This is a genomic window from Terriglobia bacterium, from assembly GCA_020072815.1.
Classification (GTDB): Bacteria; Acidobacteriota; Terriglobia; order Terriglobales; family Acidobacteriaceae; genus Angelobacter.
In genome coordinates this window covers 81,989-97,878 of sequence record JAIQGE010000013.1, presented here as the reverse complement: position 1 = coordinate 97,878, position 15,890 = coordinate 81,989, and the positions used below count along the sequence as shown (strand labels likewise).

Here is a 15,890-nt window from a genome sequence, read left to right as displayed (position 1 = left end):
CCGCGACTCTACAACGCTCGCGGACAACGACGGAAGGGTAAGTCAACATGCTTCGTAATGCACTTCGGGTTTTCTTAAGCCTAATGCTATTCGCGGTCGCCGCGGCATTTCCGCAAACTTCAACCAACAACCCATCCTCACCGGCTGCAACAAAACCGGCGGCCCAAGCCGCCTCCATGGCCAGAGGATCAGACAACAGCCCAGCGGCGGCGCCCAAGTCTTCCTCTACCGGGCTCAATGTGCCCCTGAACAAGGCAGTCGTGACGATTCACGGAGTGTGTGAAACGTCTGCGGCGAAAAAGGCAGACAAACCTGCCGCGTCATCCGATCCATGCGTGACGGTGGTAACCCGGCGGCAGATGGAAGCGGTGATAGACGTTGTGCAGGCGACAGGACGGAGCGTTCTTGCTCCGCAGCGCCGCGATATCGCCGTGGGTTACATTGATCTGCTGGCCGGCGCCACCGCCGCGGAAAAAGCCGGCGTGGCTAAAGACCCTCGTTTTGCGGAGGTCCTCAAACTGGCGCGCATGAAAGCCCTGAGCGATATGTATCGCGTGCGCTTGCAAGAGGAAGCGCAGAAAATATCCCCGGAAGAAATCCGCAGCTACTACAAAAGTAACTTGGCCAATTTTGAAGAGCTTCATCTTGTCCACCTGTCCGTACCCAAATACAACACGGCCAACCTGAAAGACGCTGACTTCGCGGCCAGGGCAAAGAAGCTGGCAGATGAAGCCCATGATCGCGCCGTCAAGGGCGACGACTTCGAGAAGATTGAGAAGGAAACGCTGGAGGCACTCGCGGTTAAATCGCCTCCGCCAACCAAGATGGCGCCGATACATCGCGGCGTTTATGCCAAAGACCAAGAAGACATGCTTTTCGCGCTGAAGCCCGGCGAGGTGAGCAAAGTGATCGAACAAACGTCAGTCTTTATCGTCTTCAAACTCGAAAGCCGGGAGATGCCCACCCTGGACCAGGTGAAAGATGAGATTCGCGCGAAGCTGTCTCGCGAAAAACTGGAACGCCTCACCAACGCGGTCGGCGCACAAGTTCGCGCAGAGTACAACGACGACTACTTTGGCCCCGTCAACAAAAACGCCGGCCGGCCAATGATTGAAGTACCAATCCCACCGAAGCAACAGGCCGCCGCGCCCAAATAGACCTGAACAATAACGCGCATGCGTTGAAAAGGCCGGGTGGCTACACCCGGCCTCTCCGTCTGGCCAGTGCCCGATTGAACCGGCCAGTACCAGGGACCCGAAGGTCCCCGGATTTTTTGCCGGGCGCCCGATGTTCCCGGCATCCCCTCGCGATCTGAGCGCAGCGAGGAAACTTTAAAAAGAAAATTGTTTTGAATTTCGGGCAGCTACCGGACTTGCGCGGGCTGTCTGGCCTTATGGAATTAGATCGTGGGACGATGCATTTCTCAAGGCTGCTTGCGCCCTGTATTGAATGGCGTCGCTCACCGCGAGCAAATTCCGGCGGTCCAAGAGCGCGGTCCGGATGTGGGCTTACGTTCGCAGAGGAGAAAACAAAGGAGTGCCCGGCTGGGCTTGATTGGGAGCAAGAGCGAAAGCTGGAACCACTTCGAGTTCGCGGGAGACCTGCGCAGGGTGCACGCCGGTCACGCCGATCGCGCCGCGGACAACCTTGTCCTGGACAATTTGAGTACTGATCGGCGGGGGTTTCACGAAGTTGAAATCCACGGTCACGGGCGGCGTGTCATCCCAGGGGTCGGCATCGTAGGAATCAGACCAACAGCTTGCTCCCACCGTCAGCAGGAACATCACGCTCAAAACCGCGCCGCGAAAATATTTCCCCAGGCACATAGTTCGTTAAAAACCCGTCATTGGCCGCCCCTAAACGTGCGGCATGTAGGGTCATAATAAGATGGCACCCCAGTCTTAGGCAAGCATTAAACGAGAATTAAAACCCCTAATTCGATTACCAGAGTTCTGAGTTTTCCAGCGGCAAACTTTAGATTGTTCGCCATGATGAGTTTGGCCTCGCGACTCCTTCCTTGCTCTCCATGAAAGTTGCCGGACTTTGCCGATGCACGCGAGCGCGCAGCAAAACAACCGACTAGGATTTTCCCACTAGGCGATTGATCTCTTTTGCTCAGAGCATTGTCCTTGGCAGAAATTCGTACAGTGTGCTCCATTTGCACCGATTCGACGAAAATTCGCAAATAAGTTTCTTGCGCTGCGGATGCAACTTGGATTAGACTCCAGTTGCTCGAAAGAAATTTTGAGCTACCGCGCACAGCCGTTGCCGAGAAATTTCGCGCCGCTCATCGCCGCGACGATTCCATCTTCTCCTCCCGACTGATAGCTCCCTGAGCAACTCCGAGTTAAGTTTGGGCCTGTTCCCGTGATTGTTCTCATGGGCATTTCCATCCAATGCGTGCTTTCCTCAGACGTCAACGCGAGCTGTCTTCCTATTCCGTGCGCGTGCGTCCCATTCGATCAAGCTCGCAGCTACGCGGCACCCGAGGAGAGCCGGAAAGCAAGGCTCAGCAAGTTGTCAACCAACCCTACGCTTCCGGGAGAAAGAAACATGCAAGCGTATGAGGAACCTGAACAACGGCAAGACAACGAACGCGACAACCTGCAGGACTTCTCCTGAAAGCTGGAGCGTCCTGGGGAAAATTCTGGCGTGCCTGATCGTATTTCTCCTGGTAGCGCCGGCGACAGGCGCCGCGCAGAGTGCACCACCAACCGCCAGCAACACACTCCTGGCTACGGGCTTCACGCTCCCTTACGGAGCGCAGGTCTTGACCGGATCAGCCATTAATCCGGCTACGGGACGCCCGTTCCGGCATCTGTGGTCGGGTGATACCGGCGGACTATGCCGCCTGGATCCCGATCTGGATACCGGCGCGCCGCTGACCGTCAACCTGGCCACCTGCATCACGACTGTGGCGGGTGTGGCGTTTGTGCCAGGAAGAATGGTGTACGATCCGCTCAACAACACCATCTATTCGGTGGACGATGGCGGCGCGGCGAATGTGGCCCGCTTCCACTTTCTTCCCGACGGCGATAATGGCCAAGGGCTGGTCAGCGCAACGGCGGAATTCCTGGGAGATACCAACGGCTGCGGCTTGAGCGGCAGCTTTCCCTGGGCTGTCGCGATGGGCCCGGACGCCAACCTTTACGTGTCATTCAAGACCTCCGGTAATCTGGTGCGAGTCATCGCGCCGGAGAGCCCAACCATTCCGTGTTCCAATATGCAGGTCATGGGAACCACGCCGGATGCGCGCAGAGGTTTGGGAATATCGTTTGTGGGACACGACATGTGGGGCGCCGACATCAGAGGCCTGTTTAACATTCCCAATGCCGACCAGTGTTTTTCTCCGGCGAATAACTTCACGCCGTGCAAAGGCACAACCAGGATCAAAACGCTGATTCCCGGCGTCTTCACCCTGACCAGCGACCAGGTCTATCCCGCCGTCAACGGTGACAGCCTGTATATCGCTGAAACACAAAATGCTATCGTCAAGCTTTCCGGCCTGACCAGTCCCACCGGCAATATCACAATTGATAACAACTGGGCCTCGAATTTTCTGTTCCTGATCGCCGTGGCATTCGATGCTTCGCCAACTGGCCCGGTCGTCTACGTAGGCGATGATCCCGGGCAGGAAGCCGGCGTCGCTGGCGGCGGACGCTACTACGCGGTTTCCACCACGCCACCACCACCGTCCGTACCGGGAACGCCGGTCGGAGTCACAGCCTCCAGCGGAGACGGTCAGGCATTCTTGACCTGGCTCAACGGCGGAGGCAGCCCGGCGACCACCTTCACCATACACAATTCCCTGGCCTCCAACGGACTGCCTGTGGCGGACTTGATCGTTCCTAACAACGGGGGGTCTACTCAGACTTCAACCGCTACCGTCTCGGGTTTGGTCAACGGAGTTACGTATCAGTTTGAGGTTTCGGCAACCAACGCCCAGGGCACCAGCGCATTCTCGGCGCCGAGCAACTCCGTAGTCCCGCTGGCCATTACCGTTCCCGGCGCGCCCACAGGCGCAACGGCAGTCGCCGCGGACTCCCAAGCCACCGTAGCCTGGGTCCCGCCGGCAAGCAATGGCAATGCGACCATCACCAGCTACACGGTGACAGCGCGCATCAACGGCATAGCCACAGCAAACACAGTTACCACATCGAATGGCACCACCACTTCGGCGGTGGTAACGGGTCTGACCAACGGCACCACGTACACCTTTACCGTGCATGCCACCAACATCAAAGGCGCTGGCCCTGAGTCCGCGCCTTCCAACGCGGTAACTCCCACGCGGACTCTGGGCTCTACCGACATGGCCATCAGCATGACCGGTCCGACGAGCATCAATGCCGGCGGCAATGCCAGTTACACGCTGACGGCCAGCAATCTGGGACCGAACTTTGCTCCGCAGGTCACGGTGAACGACTTCGTGCCTGCCGGTGCAACGTTTGTTTCCGGTACGCCGAGTCAGGGCGCCTGCGCTCTGCTGGGTTCGCAATTCCAGTGCAACCTGGGCGGTATAGTTGTGGGCGGCAGCGCGACGGTAACGGTAGTCCTGAACGTGACGTCGGCCATCACCAACACGGCAACGGTCAGCGCGAATGACGCAGCCGGCAATCCGCTCACCGATCCCAATCCGGTGAACAACACCGCCACGTTCAACACGGCCATCAGCGCGCCGCCAACCACCACCGACCTTCAGGTGACGGGCTCGCCGCAAAACGGCGGTCCCACATCCGGGCCAACGACCACGGACACCATCACCTGGCAGATCAAGAACGCGCAGAATTCCCCCGCCAATTCCGTGGTTTTCACCGCGACATTGCCGGCGGGATTGCCGTTCAACTCTGTCTCCACGTCCACGGGGTCGTGCACCGGGCCGGCGGTCGGCAGCGGGGGGACCATCACCTGCAATGCCGCCACGGTGGCCGGAGGACAAACCATGATAGTGACCGTAAACTTCAGCGTGCCAGGGGCAGGGGCCTTCAGCTCGACCGGTCATGCCTCATTCAACGGCACGGACACCAACACGCCTAACAACACGTTCACGGTAACCATCAACGCCAAGTAACGCGCACCAGCAAACCGGGAAGCTCCAGCCATGGGGCTTCCCGGCAAGCTCTCATTCCCTCCTGACCGCCGAATCCGAGCCGCCGCAGATCGTATCGCGAGGAGCCGGCTGCTCCACTCTTGTATTAGCGAACAAAATACGATATATTCAAACACAATAATTGGATGTTAGGATTTGGCGGTTTGGCGAATACCCGCTGCCCAGGCGGCGGGGCGACGGTTCTTTGAAAACTCAAGGGAAACGGCCGGGGCGACGCCCATTGGTGTTAACCAGAGAGTAATATCGCGGTTGTGGCGTCGCTGGGAAAATTGATAGCGATTCTAGGCCGAAGCGAAGCGAAAAAGCGGCTTCGACCGTCCAGTGACTGCCTTGTCGAATTACACTTCGCCCTTTGTTTGCAACAAACAGGTCATGGGGGGTGGGGTTTGGCTCTAAAATTTACGAAGTAGTAATCAAAGTTGGCGATCGGAGGAGCTGGCTCCAACATGGCTTTCGGGTGTAGAATCAGATCTGACAAGTCAGTTGTCCTCGACTCGGATAGACGCGATCCCTGCTTTTTCCTGCCTATTTCTGCTGAGAACAGCCAATCCCACCATCATGAACCAAGGAGCAACAACTTGAAGAAGATTTACGTCGGAAATTTTCCTTTCAGCATGACAGAACCTGAACTGCGGTCACTGTTCGAGCCGTACGGAAACATTGAGAGTGTTTCCCTGGCCACGGACCGCGATACCGGACGCTCACGCGGTTTCGGCTTTGTAACCATGCCCAACGATGACGAAGCGGAAAAGGCGATGGCCGGCCTGAACGGCAAGGACTCAAACGGCAGGGCGCTCACCGTCAACGAAGCCAAGCCACAAGCGCCACGGCGCGATGGCGGCCGGGGCGGCGATCGTCCGAAACGCGAGCCGCGCTGGTGAATCCAAATGGCGTTGCAAGACGCTTGCGTGGCGCCGCTGCGACTTTGGAGCCTTCGTCCAAGACCGCGCTGATGGAGACCGTTGTCTGCAGCAAGTGCGGCCAGCGGTTCGCCATCCAGCATGACCACGCCCTGCAGAACGTGGAAATGGCCAAAAAACAGGCCTTCTGGGTGAGCGATCAACTGGTCTGGGACCACATCCAGGAACGGAAGCATCACGGCACCATGGAACTGCCGAGCCTGCCCTAGCGAAAGATTCGGCCTGCGGTCAAAGACGATCTCCTGTAGAATAGGGGTATGTCCACAATCACTGACCAGAAAGCCGAATTGCTCAATAAAACTGCTGATTTTTATCGCCGCTCCATCGCAAACTACGGGCAATTCACCAAGACCGAGCGGAAGCCACGGACGAAGCGGCAGCTGGAACAGCGCCTGCAGACGATTCTTCAAGAGATTGACTCCCTGAAGCTCAAGCCTGTTCTCTAGCTTGTTTTCTCCATCGTTCCCGCGGGAACGGCGAAATGGAACCGCAAACGGAAGCGACAGCGTGGTATGTGGGCAGCTGCGGCCAATTGGCCGTGAACACACATCATATTTGTTGAAAATGTCTGAGTAACGCTCGGCAGTGATGATGCGTTATGGAACCCCCGCCGGTGCGAAAGGTAACTCTTGGCTGTCCACGACAAAAACGACCCTATGAAGAAGATCATCAGTATGGAGGGAGAGGACCCGGCCGATCCCGTCCTGGGCGAGGCTGGCGACCTTGTGGATGATGTTTCCCCGGAGGACGTCGAAGATCTGGTAACCATGCTGGACCGGCGCGGCATTGACGTGCTGCCGGAAGAAGAAACGCCTTCCAACCGCAGAAGGAAGCTGGAAGCGGAACTGGAGCCCGAAGAGGACGCGGAATTCAGGCTGGCCCCCGAAGTTCTGGACAAGACCAGCGATCCCGTCCGTTTGTACCTGCGGGAAATGGGCACCGTGCCGCTGCTGACGCGCCAGGGAGAAATTGAGATCGCCAAGCGGTTCGAGCGCGGACATCTCCGCGTGCTCAAGGCCATTTCCCGCTCGCCCATCGTGATTCAGGAAATAACGGCGATTGGCGCGGACTTGAAGTCCGGCGCCCGCGCGATCAAAGACTTCGTCATCTTCGACGAAGAAGAGATCACGGAAGAGATTCTTTCCGCGCGCGCCACCGCCACCATCAGCAAGATTGATGAGATGGTGAAGCACCACAAGAAAGCGCTGGCGCTGGAAGACGAAATCGCGGGCATTGATCCGAAAAAGAACGCCAAGCGATATCGCCGCAGCCGCTGGAAACTGGGCCGGGAGAGAGTGGCGGTTTCCAAAGTGATCCGCGCGTTCAGGTACACCCACGCTGAACGCAAGCGCTTGATCGAAAGAGTTACCACCACCACGGAAGCTATGCGGTCACTGGAACGCCAGCTTCGTCACTGGGAAAAGAAGTATGAGGGCACACGCAGCGAGGAACTGCGCAAGGAATACAAGCGCCAGCAGCGCACGTGCCATGGCGACCTCAAAAGACTGGAGCAGGAAGCCCGGACCAGCTACGTGGAGCTGCGCCGCACCCAGCGCGAAATTCTCCAAGGCAACGTAGACGCCGAGTACGCCAAGCGCGAACTGGTGGAAGCCAACCTGCGCCTGGTGGTCTCCATTGCCAAGAAATATACCAATCGCGGCCTGCAGTTCCTGGACTTGATCCAGGAAGGCAACATGGGGCTGATGAAAGCTGTGGACAAGTTCGAGTATCGCCGCGGCTACAAGTTTTCCACCTATGCGACCTGGTGGATCCGCCAGGCCGTGACCCGCGCCATCTCCGACCAGGCCCGCACCATCCGCGTTCCCGTGCACATGATCGAGAACATCAACAAGCTGATCCGCACCTCGCGCCAGCTGGTGCAGGAGCTTGGTCATGAGCCGTCGTCAGAGGAAGTCGCGCAGCGCATGGACATCCCGGTGTCAAAAGTCCGCAAGATTCTCAAGATCGCGCAGCAGCCGATTTCACTGGAGACGCCCATCGGAGAAGAAGAAGATTCGCACTTGAGCGACCTGATCCAGGATACGGCCGGCGTATCACCGGCCCAGGCGATGCTGGACGTGGACTTGAAGAAACAAACGGCCCACGTTCTCCGCACGCTCAGCCCGCGGGAAGAGCGCATCATCCGAATGCGGTTCGGGCTGGAAGACGGCTCTGAACACACCCTGGAAGAAGTGGGACAGAACTTCCAGGTCACCCGCGAACGCATCCGCCAGATCGAAGCCAAAGCCTTGCGCAAACTGCGCCACCCCTCGCGGTCGCGTAAACTCAGGGCATTTGTGGACGGCGACAGAGACTGAATCGCCTCTCGTCCTTGCGGTCATAGGATCAAGCCGGCGTAAATAAATCTTCGCCGCTGCTTCGCAGCTTAAGAGCGGCGCTTGGCCGAAGGCAGCGCGGCTTAATCACACCGCGAATGTGATCCCCATCACATTTATGGTGTGATAAATCTCACCGACAGCCTTAAGACAAAATGAGACTCTTGTGCGCAAGGGAAGCAACTTCCGGTAACTGATGCACCCTCTTTGCTCCGCTTCCTCATCACGGGCCGAACCACAGATTCTTGGGTTTATCTCAAATCAGATCCGCATAACCGTGCGGACGCAGGAAGGTGAAGCGTGCGAATTCTTATTGTTGAGGATGATCCTAAGGTAGCAAGGACCTTGGTCAAGGGTCTGGAAGCCGACCACTATGCCGTTGATGTGGCGACGGACGGCGAAGAAGGCCTGCAACTCGCCACGGAGATTGACTACGACGCCGTGATTCTCGATTGGAACTTGCCAAAACTTGACGGGTTGTCGGTATTGAAGAAACTGCGCAAGTCCGGATCGCAGGCCCGGGTCCTGTTCCTGAGCGCCCACAAAGAAGTCTCTGACCGAGTCTGCGCATTGCAGGCCGGCGCCGATGACTTTATGGTGAAACCATTTTCTTTTGAAGAACTGCTGGTCCGTCTCCAGACGCTTCTGCGCCGTCCGCAGGAACTGTTGGACAAGCTCAGCGTGGGTGACCTGGAATTGGACCGCCTGCGCCACACCGTGACCCGTGGAGGAAAGGTGATCAACCTCACCCAGCGCGAGTACGCGGTGCTGGAATACATGATGCGCAATGCGGGACGCAGCGTTACCCGCACCATGATCGTGGAGCACGTGTGGAACGTTGGCTTTGAAGGGCTCACCAACATTGTGGACGTTTACGTCAACTACCTGCGCCTGAAAGTTGATCAAGGGTTTAGCACGCCGTTGATTCGCACAGTGCGCGGTGTTGGCTACTCCATCACTTCCGCGTCGGATGAGGGAGTTGTGGAACGGCCGAGGCAGAGTTCTCAGGGCCTGGGCGCGCGATAAGGAAGACCTTCGGCAGGGACGGAGCGGTCACGGAAGAGTTGAGGCGCCCAAGAGGCATCGGCCTGGGCGTCTCAAACGCGCCGACGTTGTGCGCTGGTAAAACTCTTCTGCCGAAATCCTGCGCGCGCCGCCCGAACCGCAGCACTGGCTTCGGCTACACCTGCACGGCAGCCTGATACTCCTCGTAAGTACCCTTGAAGTCCTCGATCTTGTGATCGTCGAAATGCCAGATGCGGGTGGCGACCTCGTCAATAAGATCGTGGTCATGCGTAACCAGTAATACCGTCCCCTGGTAGCGCTGCAGCGCGATGTTGAGCGCGTTGATGGACTCCAGGTCCAGATGGTTGGTGGGCTCGTCCAGCACCAGCACGTTGGGCTTCTGCAGCATGAGTTTGCAGAAGATGATGCGGGCGGCCTCGCCGCCGGAGAGCACGTCAGTCTTCTTGTTGGCTTCGTCGCGGCCGAAGAGCATTTGGCCCAGCAGGCCGCGGATCTCTTCGTTGGATACTGACGGGTCCCACTGGAAAAGCCACTCCAGCACGGTGCTGCCTTTGTCAATCAAGCTGCGATGGTCCTGGGGAAAGTAGCCGATGGAGGCTTCGTGTCCCCAAACTACTTTGCCGGCGTCAATGAAAGCTCCCGCGTAGCCGCTGGTCTTGCGCAGTTCGGCTTCCGGCGTGGTGGGTGAGTTGGCCAAGAGCGCGTTGAGCAGGGTGGTTTTGCCGGCGCCGTTGCGTCCCATGAGCGCGATTTTTTCTCCGCGCAGCACGCTGGCGGTGAAGCCCTGAATGACGCCGACTTCAGCCTCTCCGTACGACTTGCTGACTTTTTCCACCTCGAGAATGTGTTTGCCCGAGGGCCGCTTCATGTCGAATTTGAGATACGGACGCGCGATATTGGACTTGGCCAGCTCGGTGAGCTGCAGCCGCTCGACTTCCTTGCGCCGCGACTGTACCTGGCTGGAGCGGGTGCCGGCGGCGAAGCGCGCGATGAACTCATTGAGCTGCGCGATCTTCTTTTCGCGTTGCGCGTTCTGCCCTTCAATCTGCGAACGCACCTGGGTCTTGGCCATCACCATGTCGTCATAGCCGCCGGTGTAAGTGATGATGGTTTCGTAATCAATGTCGGCGATGTGGGTGCAGATGCTGTTCAGAAAATGTCGGTCGTGCGAGATGGTGATCAGCACGCCGTCATAGCGGTTGAGAAAATCCTGGAGCCAGTGGATGGAATCGAGATCAAGATGGTTCGTGGGCTCGTCCAGCAGCAGGGCCTGGGGATGGCCGAAGAGCGCCTGCGCCAACAGAACGCGCATCTTTTGTCCGCCGGGCAGCTCGCCCATCTTGCGCTCATGCACGCTATCCGGGATGTCGAGCCCCTGCAGCAGAATGGCCGCATCAGTTTCGGCGGAATAACCGTCTTCTTCGCCGACGATGCCTTCCAGTTCCCCCAAGCGCATGCCGTCTTCATTGCTCATCGCGGGTTTTTCGTAAATGTGGTTGCGCTCTTCCAGCGCGGTCCACAGGCGCTTGTTGCCCATGATGACGGTGTCAATCACGCGATACGCGTCAAAGGCAAACTGGTCCTGGCTGAGCACGCTGAGCTTCCGCGGACGCACCACGTTGCCCTTCTGCGGCTCAAGCTCACCGGAGAGCAGGTTCATGAAGGTGGTCTTGCCGGCGCCGTTGGGGCCGGTGAGGCCGTAGCGCTTCCCCGGCGTGAATGCCGTGGAGACCTCTTCAAACAAGACTTTGGCGCCGTAGCGCATGGACACGTTACTGACTGAAATCATTAGTTTTTATGGAGCTGCGAAGGGATTCCGGCGCGCGAGGCGGGACCGCAGACTTACCTGTAATATGTTATCACGGTTAGGCTGGATTACACCCTTGGTGACGCTTTACGTAAACGGCGCCAGGTCTGGCGTTTCGCCTCTGCACCAGAGATGTGCCCCATAGGATGGCTCGGAGTTGATCCGCTCCGCAACGGCGTGGCCCGCCTCCGAGTTAGGCGTTATCGTCCGGCTGCAGTGGAAACACGGTCTGCGCCGGAGTCGCGCAACGGAATTCCGTCGCCCAGGTCGAGGCGGCCCGGCAGGTCGTAAGAGCCAAACGTCTTCTCGATCACCAACTCTGTCTCCAAGAGCAGCGATCCTTTGCCTGAAATAGTGCCCTCTTTGATCTCCTTGATCTTCCCGTCCTGAATGCGCAGCACGATTCCCTTCAGCGTTAGTGCAGCGGTCAGCGTGAACTCGAGGTCGGAAAACTTCACTCCCCGATAGCTGACCTGCAGGTGCGGGCGATGCTTGGTTTCCACGGTGTGCTCGGCAAGCCAGACCAGCGAGGTTTCTTGCGGAGGATGCTTCTGCGGATCGGCATACTCCATAATCTCCCGGTATTTCTTCCACGCGGGAAAAAGTACCTTCACCATCGGGATATCCAGCATCTCCACCGTCTTTTCCGCCAGGACGTCCTTGACCACGTTCCACCTGATGAGCTGGGAGGTCTTCGCGAGATTCGCCTTCAACTCCGCTGCGCTGTTGGCCTTGTCGAACTTCTCCCGCGGGACCGCGGCGCTGATCCCGGGTTCCACGGCAAAAAGATCCTTCATGTTCATGTCTGTTTTGCTCATAGCAGTCTCTCTACTCGCTTGATGATCGGTCCGGCACATTGCGCGTTGGGGTCGAGCGGCGGATGCACCACTTGAAACTCAAACCCGGCCTCCACCGCGCTCCCAGAGGGCTGTTCGACGGACTGTTGCCCCGGGGTGTCGGCGACCAAGGCATATTGCAGACGCCCGGTGGTGATCTTCTGCGCGATCTTCAATCCGCCTAGCCAGGAAATTGCGCCGGCGGCAACAGCACTCAACACCCACAGCCAGACCGGTGGCGGCGGCTTATCAATGATGGCTGCCTTTACGTCACTCTCAAAACTGTGTCCATCGGCGTCCGTGACGACGACGTGCGCGAAATGCGTGCCGGCGTCGGCAAAACGCCGCTGCACGATAGGGTTATTCGAGGTCACGGGCTGCTTGTTATTGTCAAAATAGAACAAGTACTGCGGCCGCTCTGGCAGGGGGAGGGGCGGCAGAAGGTTCGCTTGGAAAGAAATCGGCGTTTTTGTGTCCGCACGGCGCGGGTTGAGCTCCAAATCCACGGTCCATGTGGTGGTGTGGACGCGGACCTCCTTCTCTGCGATAAGCTCTTCGCCGCTTGGCAGCACAGCTGTCGCCTTAACCTTAAACGTACCGTCGTGATCGTACTGGTGCTGCGCCTTGTTGTCATCTTGCCGGCCGGTTTGCCGGCCATCTCCAAACTGGAACTGGTATTGCGCGCCCGGAACGGCTGTTGCCAGCACAGCCTCAAAATCCACTTGCTCATTGACGACCACCACGTGAGGGGAAGCGTCCAACTCCAGATGATTTTCCTGTGGTTGCGGTAGGGGCGGCACCGTAGCTTCGAAACGGAAAACCGGGGTGTACTCTTCTACGCGAGTTCCCGCAAGCGGAGACTGGATGATTGTTCCAGCAGAGTATTGTTTCGTCTCAATCTTTTTCGACCCTCCGTACGCCAAGCCGGCACGCTCCAGGAAGGCCGGTAACAACGATACGTCCATGCGCGTAATGTCCGGCACCACTCGCCAGTGCGAAGCCCTATCCGCAGGCGTCAATTGCAATGTGACACCCGTCCCGACCGGGACATAGCGAAACGGCACAGGGTTCTGGGCCGTTACCGTCAAGCCATTTGGCGGAGTCGCACTCTCAAGGTGCAGGCCTTTGGTCTTGTCAATTGCGGCCTTGGCTTGATCCAGAGTCATTCCGCGAAAGTCCGGAACACACACGGTTTGCACTCGGGCACTCGCCAGTGTGCGCGCCTGCGTCGAGTAGGGCGTGCCTCCTCGTCCCGCCCCACCGCCACTTTGAGGTTGGGCCATTTGCGCTTCGGCGGCCACCCTCGCGTCCCTGATTGCTGCACCAGCCAGCGGAGGCTCAGGACACCCGGTTCGCGCGAGAGCCGCGGCGGCCGTTGCCTGGAGCGCCGACGGAGCTGCTGGGGCCTGCTGCGCGAGCCCCGGAACCGCTGCCAGTAGGACACCGACGGTCGCGAACATCGCCGACTTAAGCCGCCACAACAGATTCACGCAATACCTCATGGATTTCAGTTCTGCACGCAAAAATCCGGATCCAAGAGTGCTTGGGGAAGCGTCGCGGGAATCAGGTTATGACCAAGTGAGAGCCCGAGAAGCTTCTTCATCAAGCATTCTCCGAAGAAAGATTGGGGCCTAAGGGGTGTGCGCAAAAGTGTAATCAGGAGAGCTTGAGAAAGCAAGGTTTCAGCAGCCGATGGATTTTTGTTTCTCCTAGACATTGAAGTCTTTGAAACTTTTGGCCGACTGCGCCAACTGCTTGAGCAATGGCGCAGGTTGCCACAGCTCCCCGTGCTGCCGCTCGAATTCGCAGATGCGGTCATAGACTTTCTTCAGGCCGACCGTATCGGCGTACCACATGGGGCCGCCGCGATGAGCGGGAAAACCGTAGCCGTTCAGGTAAATGATGTCGATGTCCACCGCGCGCAGCGCGTAACCTTCCTCGAGTATGTGAGCGCCCTCGTTCACCAGCGCGTAGAGGCAGCGATCCACAATTTCTTCGGCTGAAATCTGGCGCTGGGGAATGCCGGCCTCTGCCGCCCACAGACGAACCAGTCCGGCAACTTCCGGATCGGGAACAGCGCGCCGGTTCTCGTCATACTTGTACCAGCCCGCGCCGGTCTTCTGGCCGTAGCGGCCCATCTCACACAGACGGTCTTCTGCAATAGGCTGGCGCACACCGGGCTTCTCCAGGTGGCGATACTCTTTGCGTATCCGCCAGCCCACGTCCAAACCGGCAAGATCACCCACAGCGAGCGGCCCCATGGCCATGCCGTAGTCATAGAGCGCATTGTCCACATCCTGCACACTGGCGCCTTCTTCCACCAGGAACTGGGCTTCGCGCCGGTACGGCCCGAACATGCGGTTGCCGACAAAGCCCCGGCAATTGCCCACCAGCACGCCTACCTTGCCCAGCTTCTTGGCAAGTTGCATGCAGGTGGCGATGACTTCCTTGCCGCTGGCTTTTCCCCGCACGATCTCCAGAAGCCGCATCACGTTCGCCGGGCTGAAGAAATGGGTACCGATCACTGCTTCCGGCCGCGAGGTGGACTGCGCGATCTCATCAATGCTGAGGGTAGAAGTGTTGCTGGCCAGAATCGCGCCGCGCTTGCAGATGCGGTCCAGTTCGCCGAAAACCTGTTTCTTGAGCGCCATGCCTTCGAAGACCGCTTCCACTATCATGTCAGCATCAGCGAAGCCGTCGTAAGTAAGCGTGGGCTTGATCAGCTTCAATCTTTCATCCACGAACTGCTGGGTGAAGCGGCCGCGCTTCACCGAGCCGTCATAGTTTTTGCAAATTGTGGCCAGCCCGCGGTCCAGCGCGGCCTGATCTGTCTCCTTGAGCAGAACTGGAATCCCGGCATTGGCAAAAGTCATGGCAATGCCTCCTCCCATGGTGCCGGCGCCGATAATCGCCACCGAGTTCACCGGGATCAGCGGCGTTTCTTTGGGGACGTCGGGTATCTTGGCGACCTCACGCTCGCCGAAAAAGACGTGGATCATGGCCTTGGACTGATCGGAGAACAGGCATTCGGTAAAAAGCTTGCGCTCCGCCTCGCAGCCTTGATCGAAAGGCAGCCTGGTGGCGGCTTCCACCGCATCAATCGCGGCCAGCGGGACCATGAGCCCGCGCTGCTTCTTGCGGGCGGCATCGCGCGCGGCCGCGAAAATTGGGGCATTCTGTTCGGGCGTCCCCAGTTTGTCATTGCGCTCGCGTGTCTTGGGCGCAGACTTTCCGGCGACTTCGCGAGCGAACGCCACCGCTCCCGCCAGCAGGTCACCTTCAATAAGCCGATCAACGATGCCGAGTTTCAGAGCTTCCGGCGCTTTGACCGGGTTGCCGTCGGCGCACATCTCCACCGCCTTGGCGACCCCAGCGAGCCGGGGCAGGCGCTGGGTGCCATGAGCGCCGGGAATAATGCCGAGCTTCACTTCCGGCTGCCCGACCTGGGCGCCGGGCGCAGCGACGCGGTAATGACCGGCCATGGCCAGCTCCAGTCCTCCGCCAAACGCTGTGCCGTGAATGGCCATCACCACCGGCTTGCTGCAATCTTCAATCCGCCGCAGCATTTGCGGAAAGATGCTCACCGCGCCCTGCGTTCTGCCCGACGTGATCTTGCCGAATTCATTGATGTCCGCTCCGGCGACAAACGTACGCCCGCCGCCGATGAGCACAGCCGCTTTGACGCTGCCGTCGTTATGAATCTGCTCGATCGCCTCGGCGATTCCCTCCGGCACGCCCGGGCTCAACGCGTTGACCGGCGGATTATTGATGGTGATGATGGCGACGTCTTTGTCTTTTGTCAGTTGAACCAGGTCACTCATTGCAGTATCCCTTTTCTATTCGAACATGAAGTCTTTT

At 58.6% G+C, this 15,890-nt stretch carries 12 protein-coding genes; 7 read left to right on the top strand and 5 right to left on the bottom strand.

What is annotated here, in order from left to right; genetic code table 11:
* Nucleotides 1-176 precede the first annotated feature (176 nt).
* Nucleotides 177-1,157: a peptidyl-prolyl cis-trans isomerase gene (locus tag LAO20_17265; protein MBZ5533182.1), complete on the top strand. Its 981-nt coding sequence runs from the start codon at nucleotides 177-179 to the stop codon at nucleotides 1,155-1,157.
* 351 nt (nucleotides 1,158-1,508) lie between these two features.
* Here LAO20_17265 and LAO20_17260 read toward each other — a convergent pair whose 3' ends face one another.
* Nucleotides 1,509-1,826: a hypothetical protein gene (locus tag LAO20_17260; protein MBZ5533181.1), complete on the bottom strand. Its 318-nt coding sequence runs from the start codon at nucleotides 1,824-1,826 to the stop codon at nucleotides 1,509-1,511.
* A gap of 737 nt (nucleotides 1,827-2,563) precedes the next feature.
* On the opposite strand from LAO20_17260, the gene LAO20_17255 reads away from it, so the two are divergent.
* The 6 genes from LAO20_17255 (at nucleotide 2,564) to LAO20_17230 (ending at nucleotide 9,389) form a co-directional block, all read left to right on the top strand.
* Complete coding sequence (locus LAO20_17255) at nucleotides 2,564-5,068, top strand: DUF11 domain-containing protein (protein ID MBZ5533180.1); 2,505 nt, start codon at nucleotides 2,564-2,566, stop codon at nucleotides 5,066-5,068.
* Between the two features lie 485 nt (nucleotides 5,069-5,553).
* Complete coding sequence (locus LAO20_17250; GenBank protein ID MBZ5533179.1) at nucleotides 5,554-5,988, top strand: RNA-binding protein; 435 nt, start codon at nucleotides 5,554-5,556, stop codon at nucleotides 5,986-5,988.
* A gap of 23 nt (nucleotides 5,989-6,011) precedes the next feature.
* Entirely contained in the window at nucleotides 6,012-6,236 is a 225-nt protein-coding gene (locus LAO20_17245; protein ID MBZ5533178.1) for a hypothetical protein, read from the top strand.
* A 48-nt stretch (nucleotides 6,237-6,284) separates the two neighbouring features.
* Nucleotides 6,285-6,473, top strand: coding sequence for a hypothetical protein (locus LAO20_17240; protein MBZ5533177.1), 189 nt, complete (start codon nucleotides 6,285-6,287; stop codon nucleotides 6,471-6,473).
* Nucleotides 6,474-6,683: 210 nt separating this feature from the next.
* Entirely contained in the window at nucleotides 6,684-8,345 is a 1,662-nt protein-coding gene (gene rpoD, locus LAO20_17235; protein MBZ5533176.1) for an RNA polymerase sigma factor RpoD, read from the top strand.
* A 318-nt stretch (nucleotides 8,346-8,663) separates the two neighbouring features.
* On the top strand, nucleotides 8,664-9,389 hold the full coding sequence (locus LAO20_17230; GenBank protein MBZ5533175.1) for a response regulator transcription factor: 726 nt from the start codon (nucleotides 8,664-8,666) through the stop codon (nucleotides 9,387-9,389).
* 154 nt (nucleotides 9,390-9,543) lie between these two features.
* Here the strand turns inward: LAO20_17230 and LAO20_17225 are convergent, their stop codons facing one another.
* From LAO20_17225 to LAO20_17210, 4 genes are all read right to left on the bottom strand, one after another.
* Nucleotides 9,544-11,178 carry an ATP-binding cassette domain-containing protein gene (locus tag LAO20_17225; protein MBZ5533174.1) on the bottom strand — a complete coding sequence of 545 codons (1,635 nt, stop codon included), beginning with the start codon at nucleotides 11,176-11,178 and terminating at the stop codon, nucleotides 9,544-9,546.
* Between the two features lie 218 nt (nucleotides 11,179-11,396).
* Entirely contained in the window at nucleotides 11,397-12,014 is a 618-nt protein-coding gene (locus LAO20_17220; GenBank protein ID MBZ5533173.1) for a hypothetical protein, read from the bottom strand.
* Nucleotides 12,011-13,315 carry a PKD domain-containing protein gene (locus LAO20_17215; GenBank protein ID MBZ5533172.1) on the bottom strand — a complete coding sequence of 435 codons (1,305 nt, stop codon included), beginning with the start codon at nucleotides 13,313-13,315 and terminating at the stop codon, nucleotides 12,011-12,013. The genes LAO20_17220 and LAO20_17215 overlap by 4 nt, the downstream gene beginning before the upstream one ends.
* Nucleotides 13,316-13,741: 426 nt before the next feature.
* Nucleotides 13,742-15,853 carry an enoyl-CoA hydratase/isomerase family protein gene (locus tag LAO20_17210; protein ID MBZ5533171.1) on the bottom strand — a complete coding sequence of 704 codons (2,112 nt, stop codon included), beginning with the start codon at nucleotides 15,851-15,853 and terminating at the stop codon, nucleotides 13,742-13,744.
* Nucleotides 15,854-15,890 lie beyond the last annotated feature (37 nt).

Bases quoted from the DNA above. Each gene is read 5' to 3' on its own strand.
- LAO20_17265 (MBZ5533182.1), top strand. From the start codon at position 177: ATGGCCAGAGGATCAGACAACAGCCCAGCGGCGGCGCCCAAGTCTTCC.
- LAO20_17210 (MBZ5533171.1), bottom strand. From the start codon at position 15,853: ATGAGTGACCTGGTTCAACTGACAAAAGACAAAGACGTCGCCATCATC.
- LAO20_17215 (MBZ5533172.1), bottom strand. From the start codon at position 13,315: ATGGCCCAACCTCAAAGTGGCGGTGGGGCGGGACGAGGAGGCACGCCC.
- LAO20_17240 (MBZ5533177.1), top strand. From the start codon at position 6,285: ATGTCCACAATCACTGACCAGAAAGCCGAATTGCTCAATAAAACTGCT.
- LAO20_17255 (MBZ5533180.1), top strand. From the start codon at position 2,564: ATGAGGAACCTGAACAACGGCAAGACAACGAACGCGACAACCTGCAGG.
- LAO20_17220 (MBZ5533173.1), bottom strand. From the start codon at position 12,014: ATGAGCAAAACAGACATGAACATGAAGGATCTTTTTGCCGTGGAACCC.
- LAO20_17225 (MBZ5533174.1), bottom strand. From the start codon at position 11,178: ATGATTTCAGTCAGTAACGTGTCCATGCGCTACGGCGCCAAAGTCTTG.
- rpoD (MBZ5533176.1), top strand. From the start codon at position 6,684: ATGAAGAAGATCATCAGTATGGAGGGAGAGGACCCGGCCGATCCCGTC.
- LAO20_17260 (MBZ5533181.1), bottom strand. From the start codon at position 1,826: ATGTGCCTGGGGAAATATTTTCGCGGCGCGGTTTTGAGCGTGATGTTC.
- LAO20_17250 (MBZ5533179.1), top strand. From the start codon at position 5,554: ATGGCTTTCGGGTGTAGAATCAGATCTGACAAGTCAGTTGTCCTCGAC.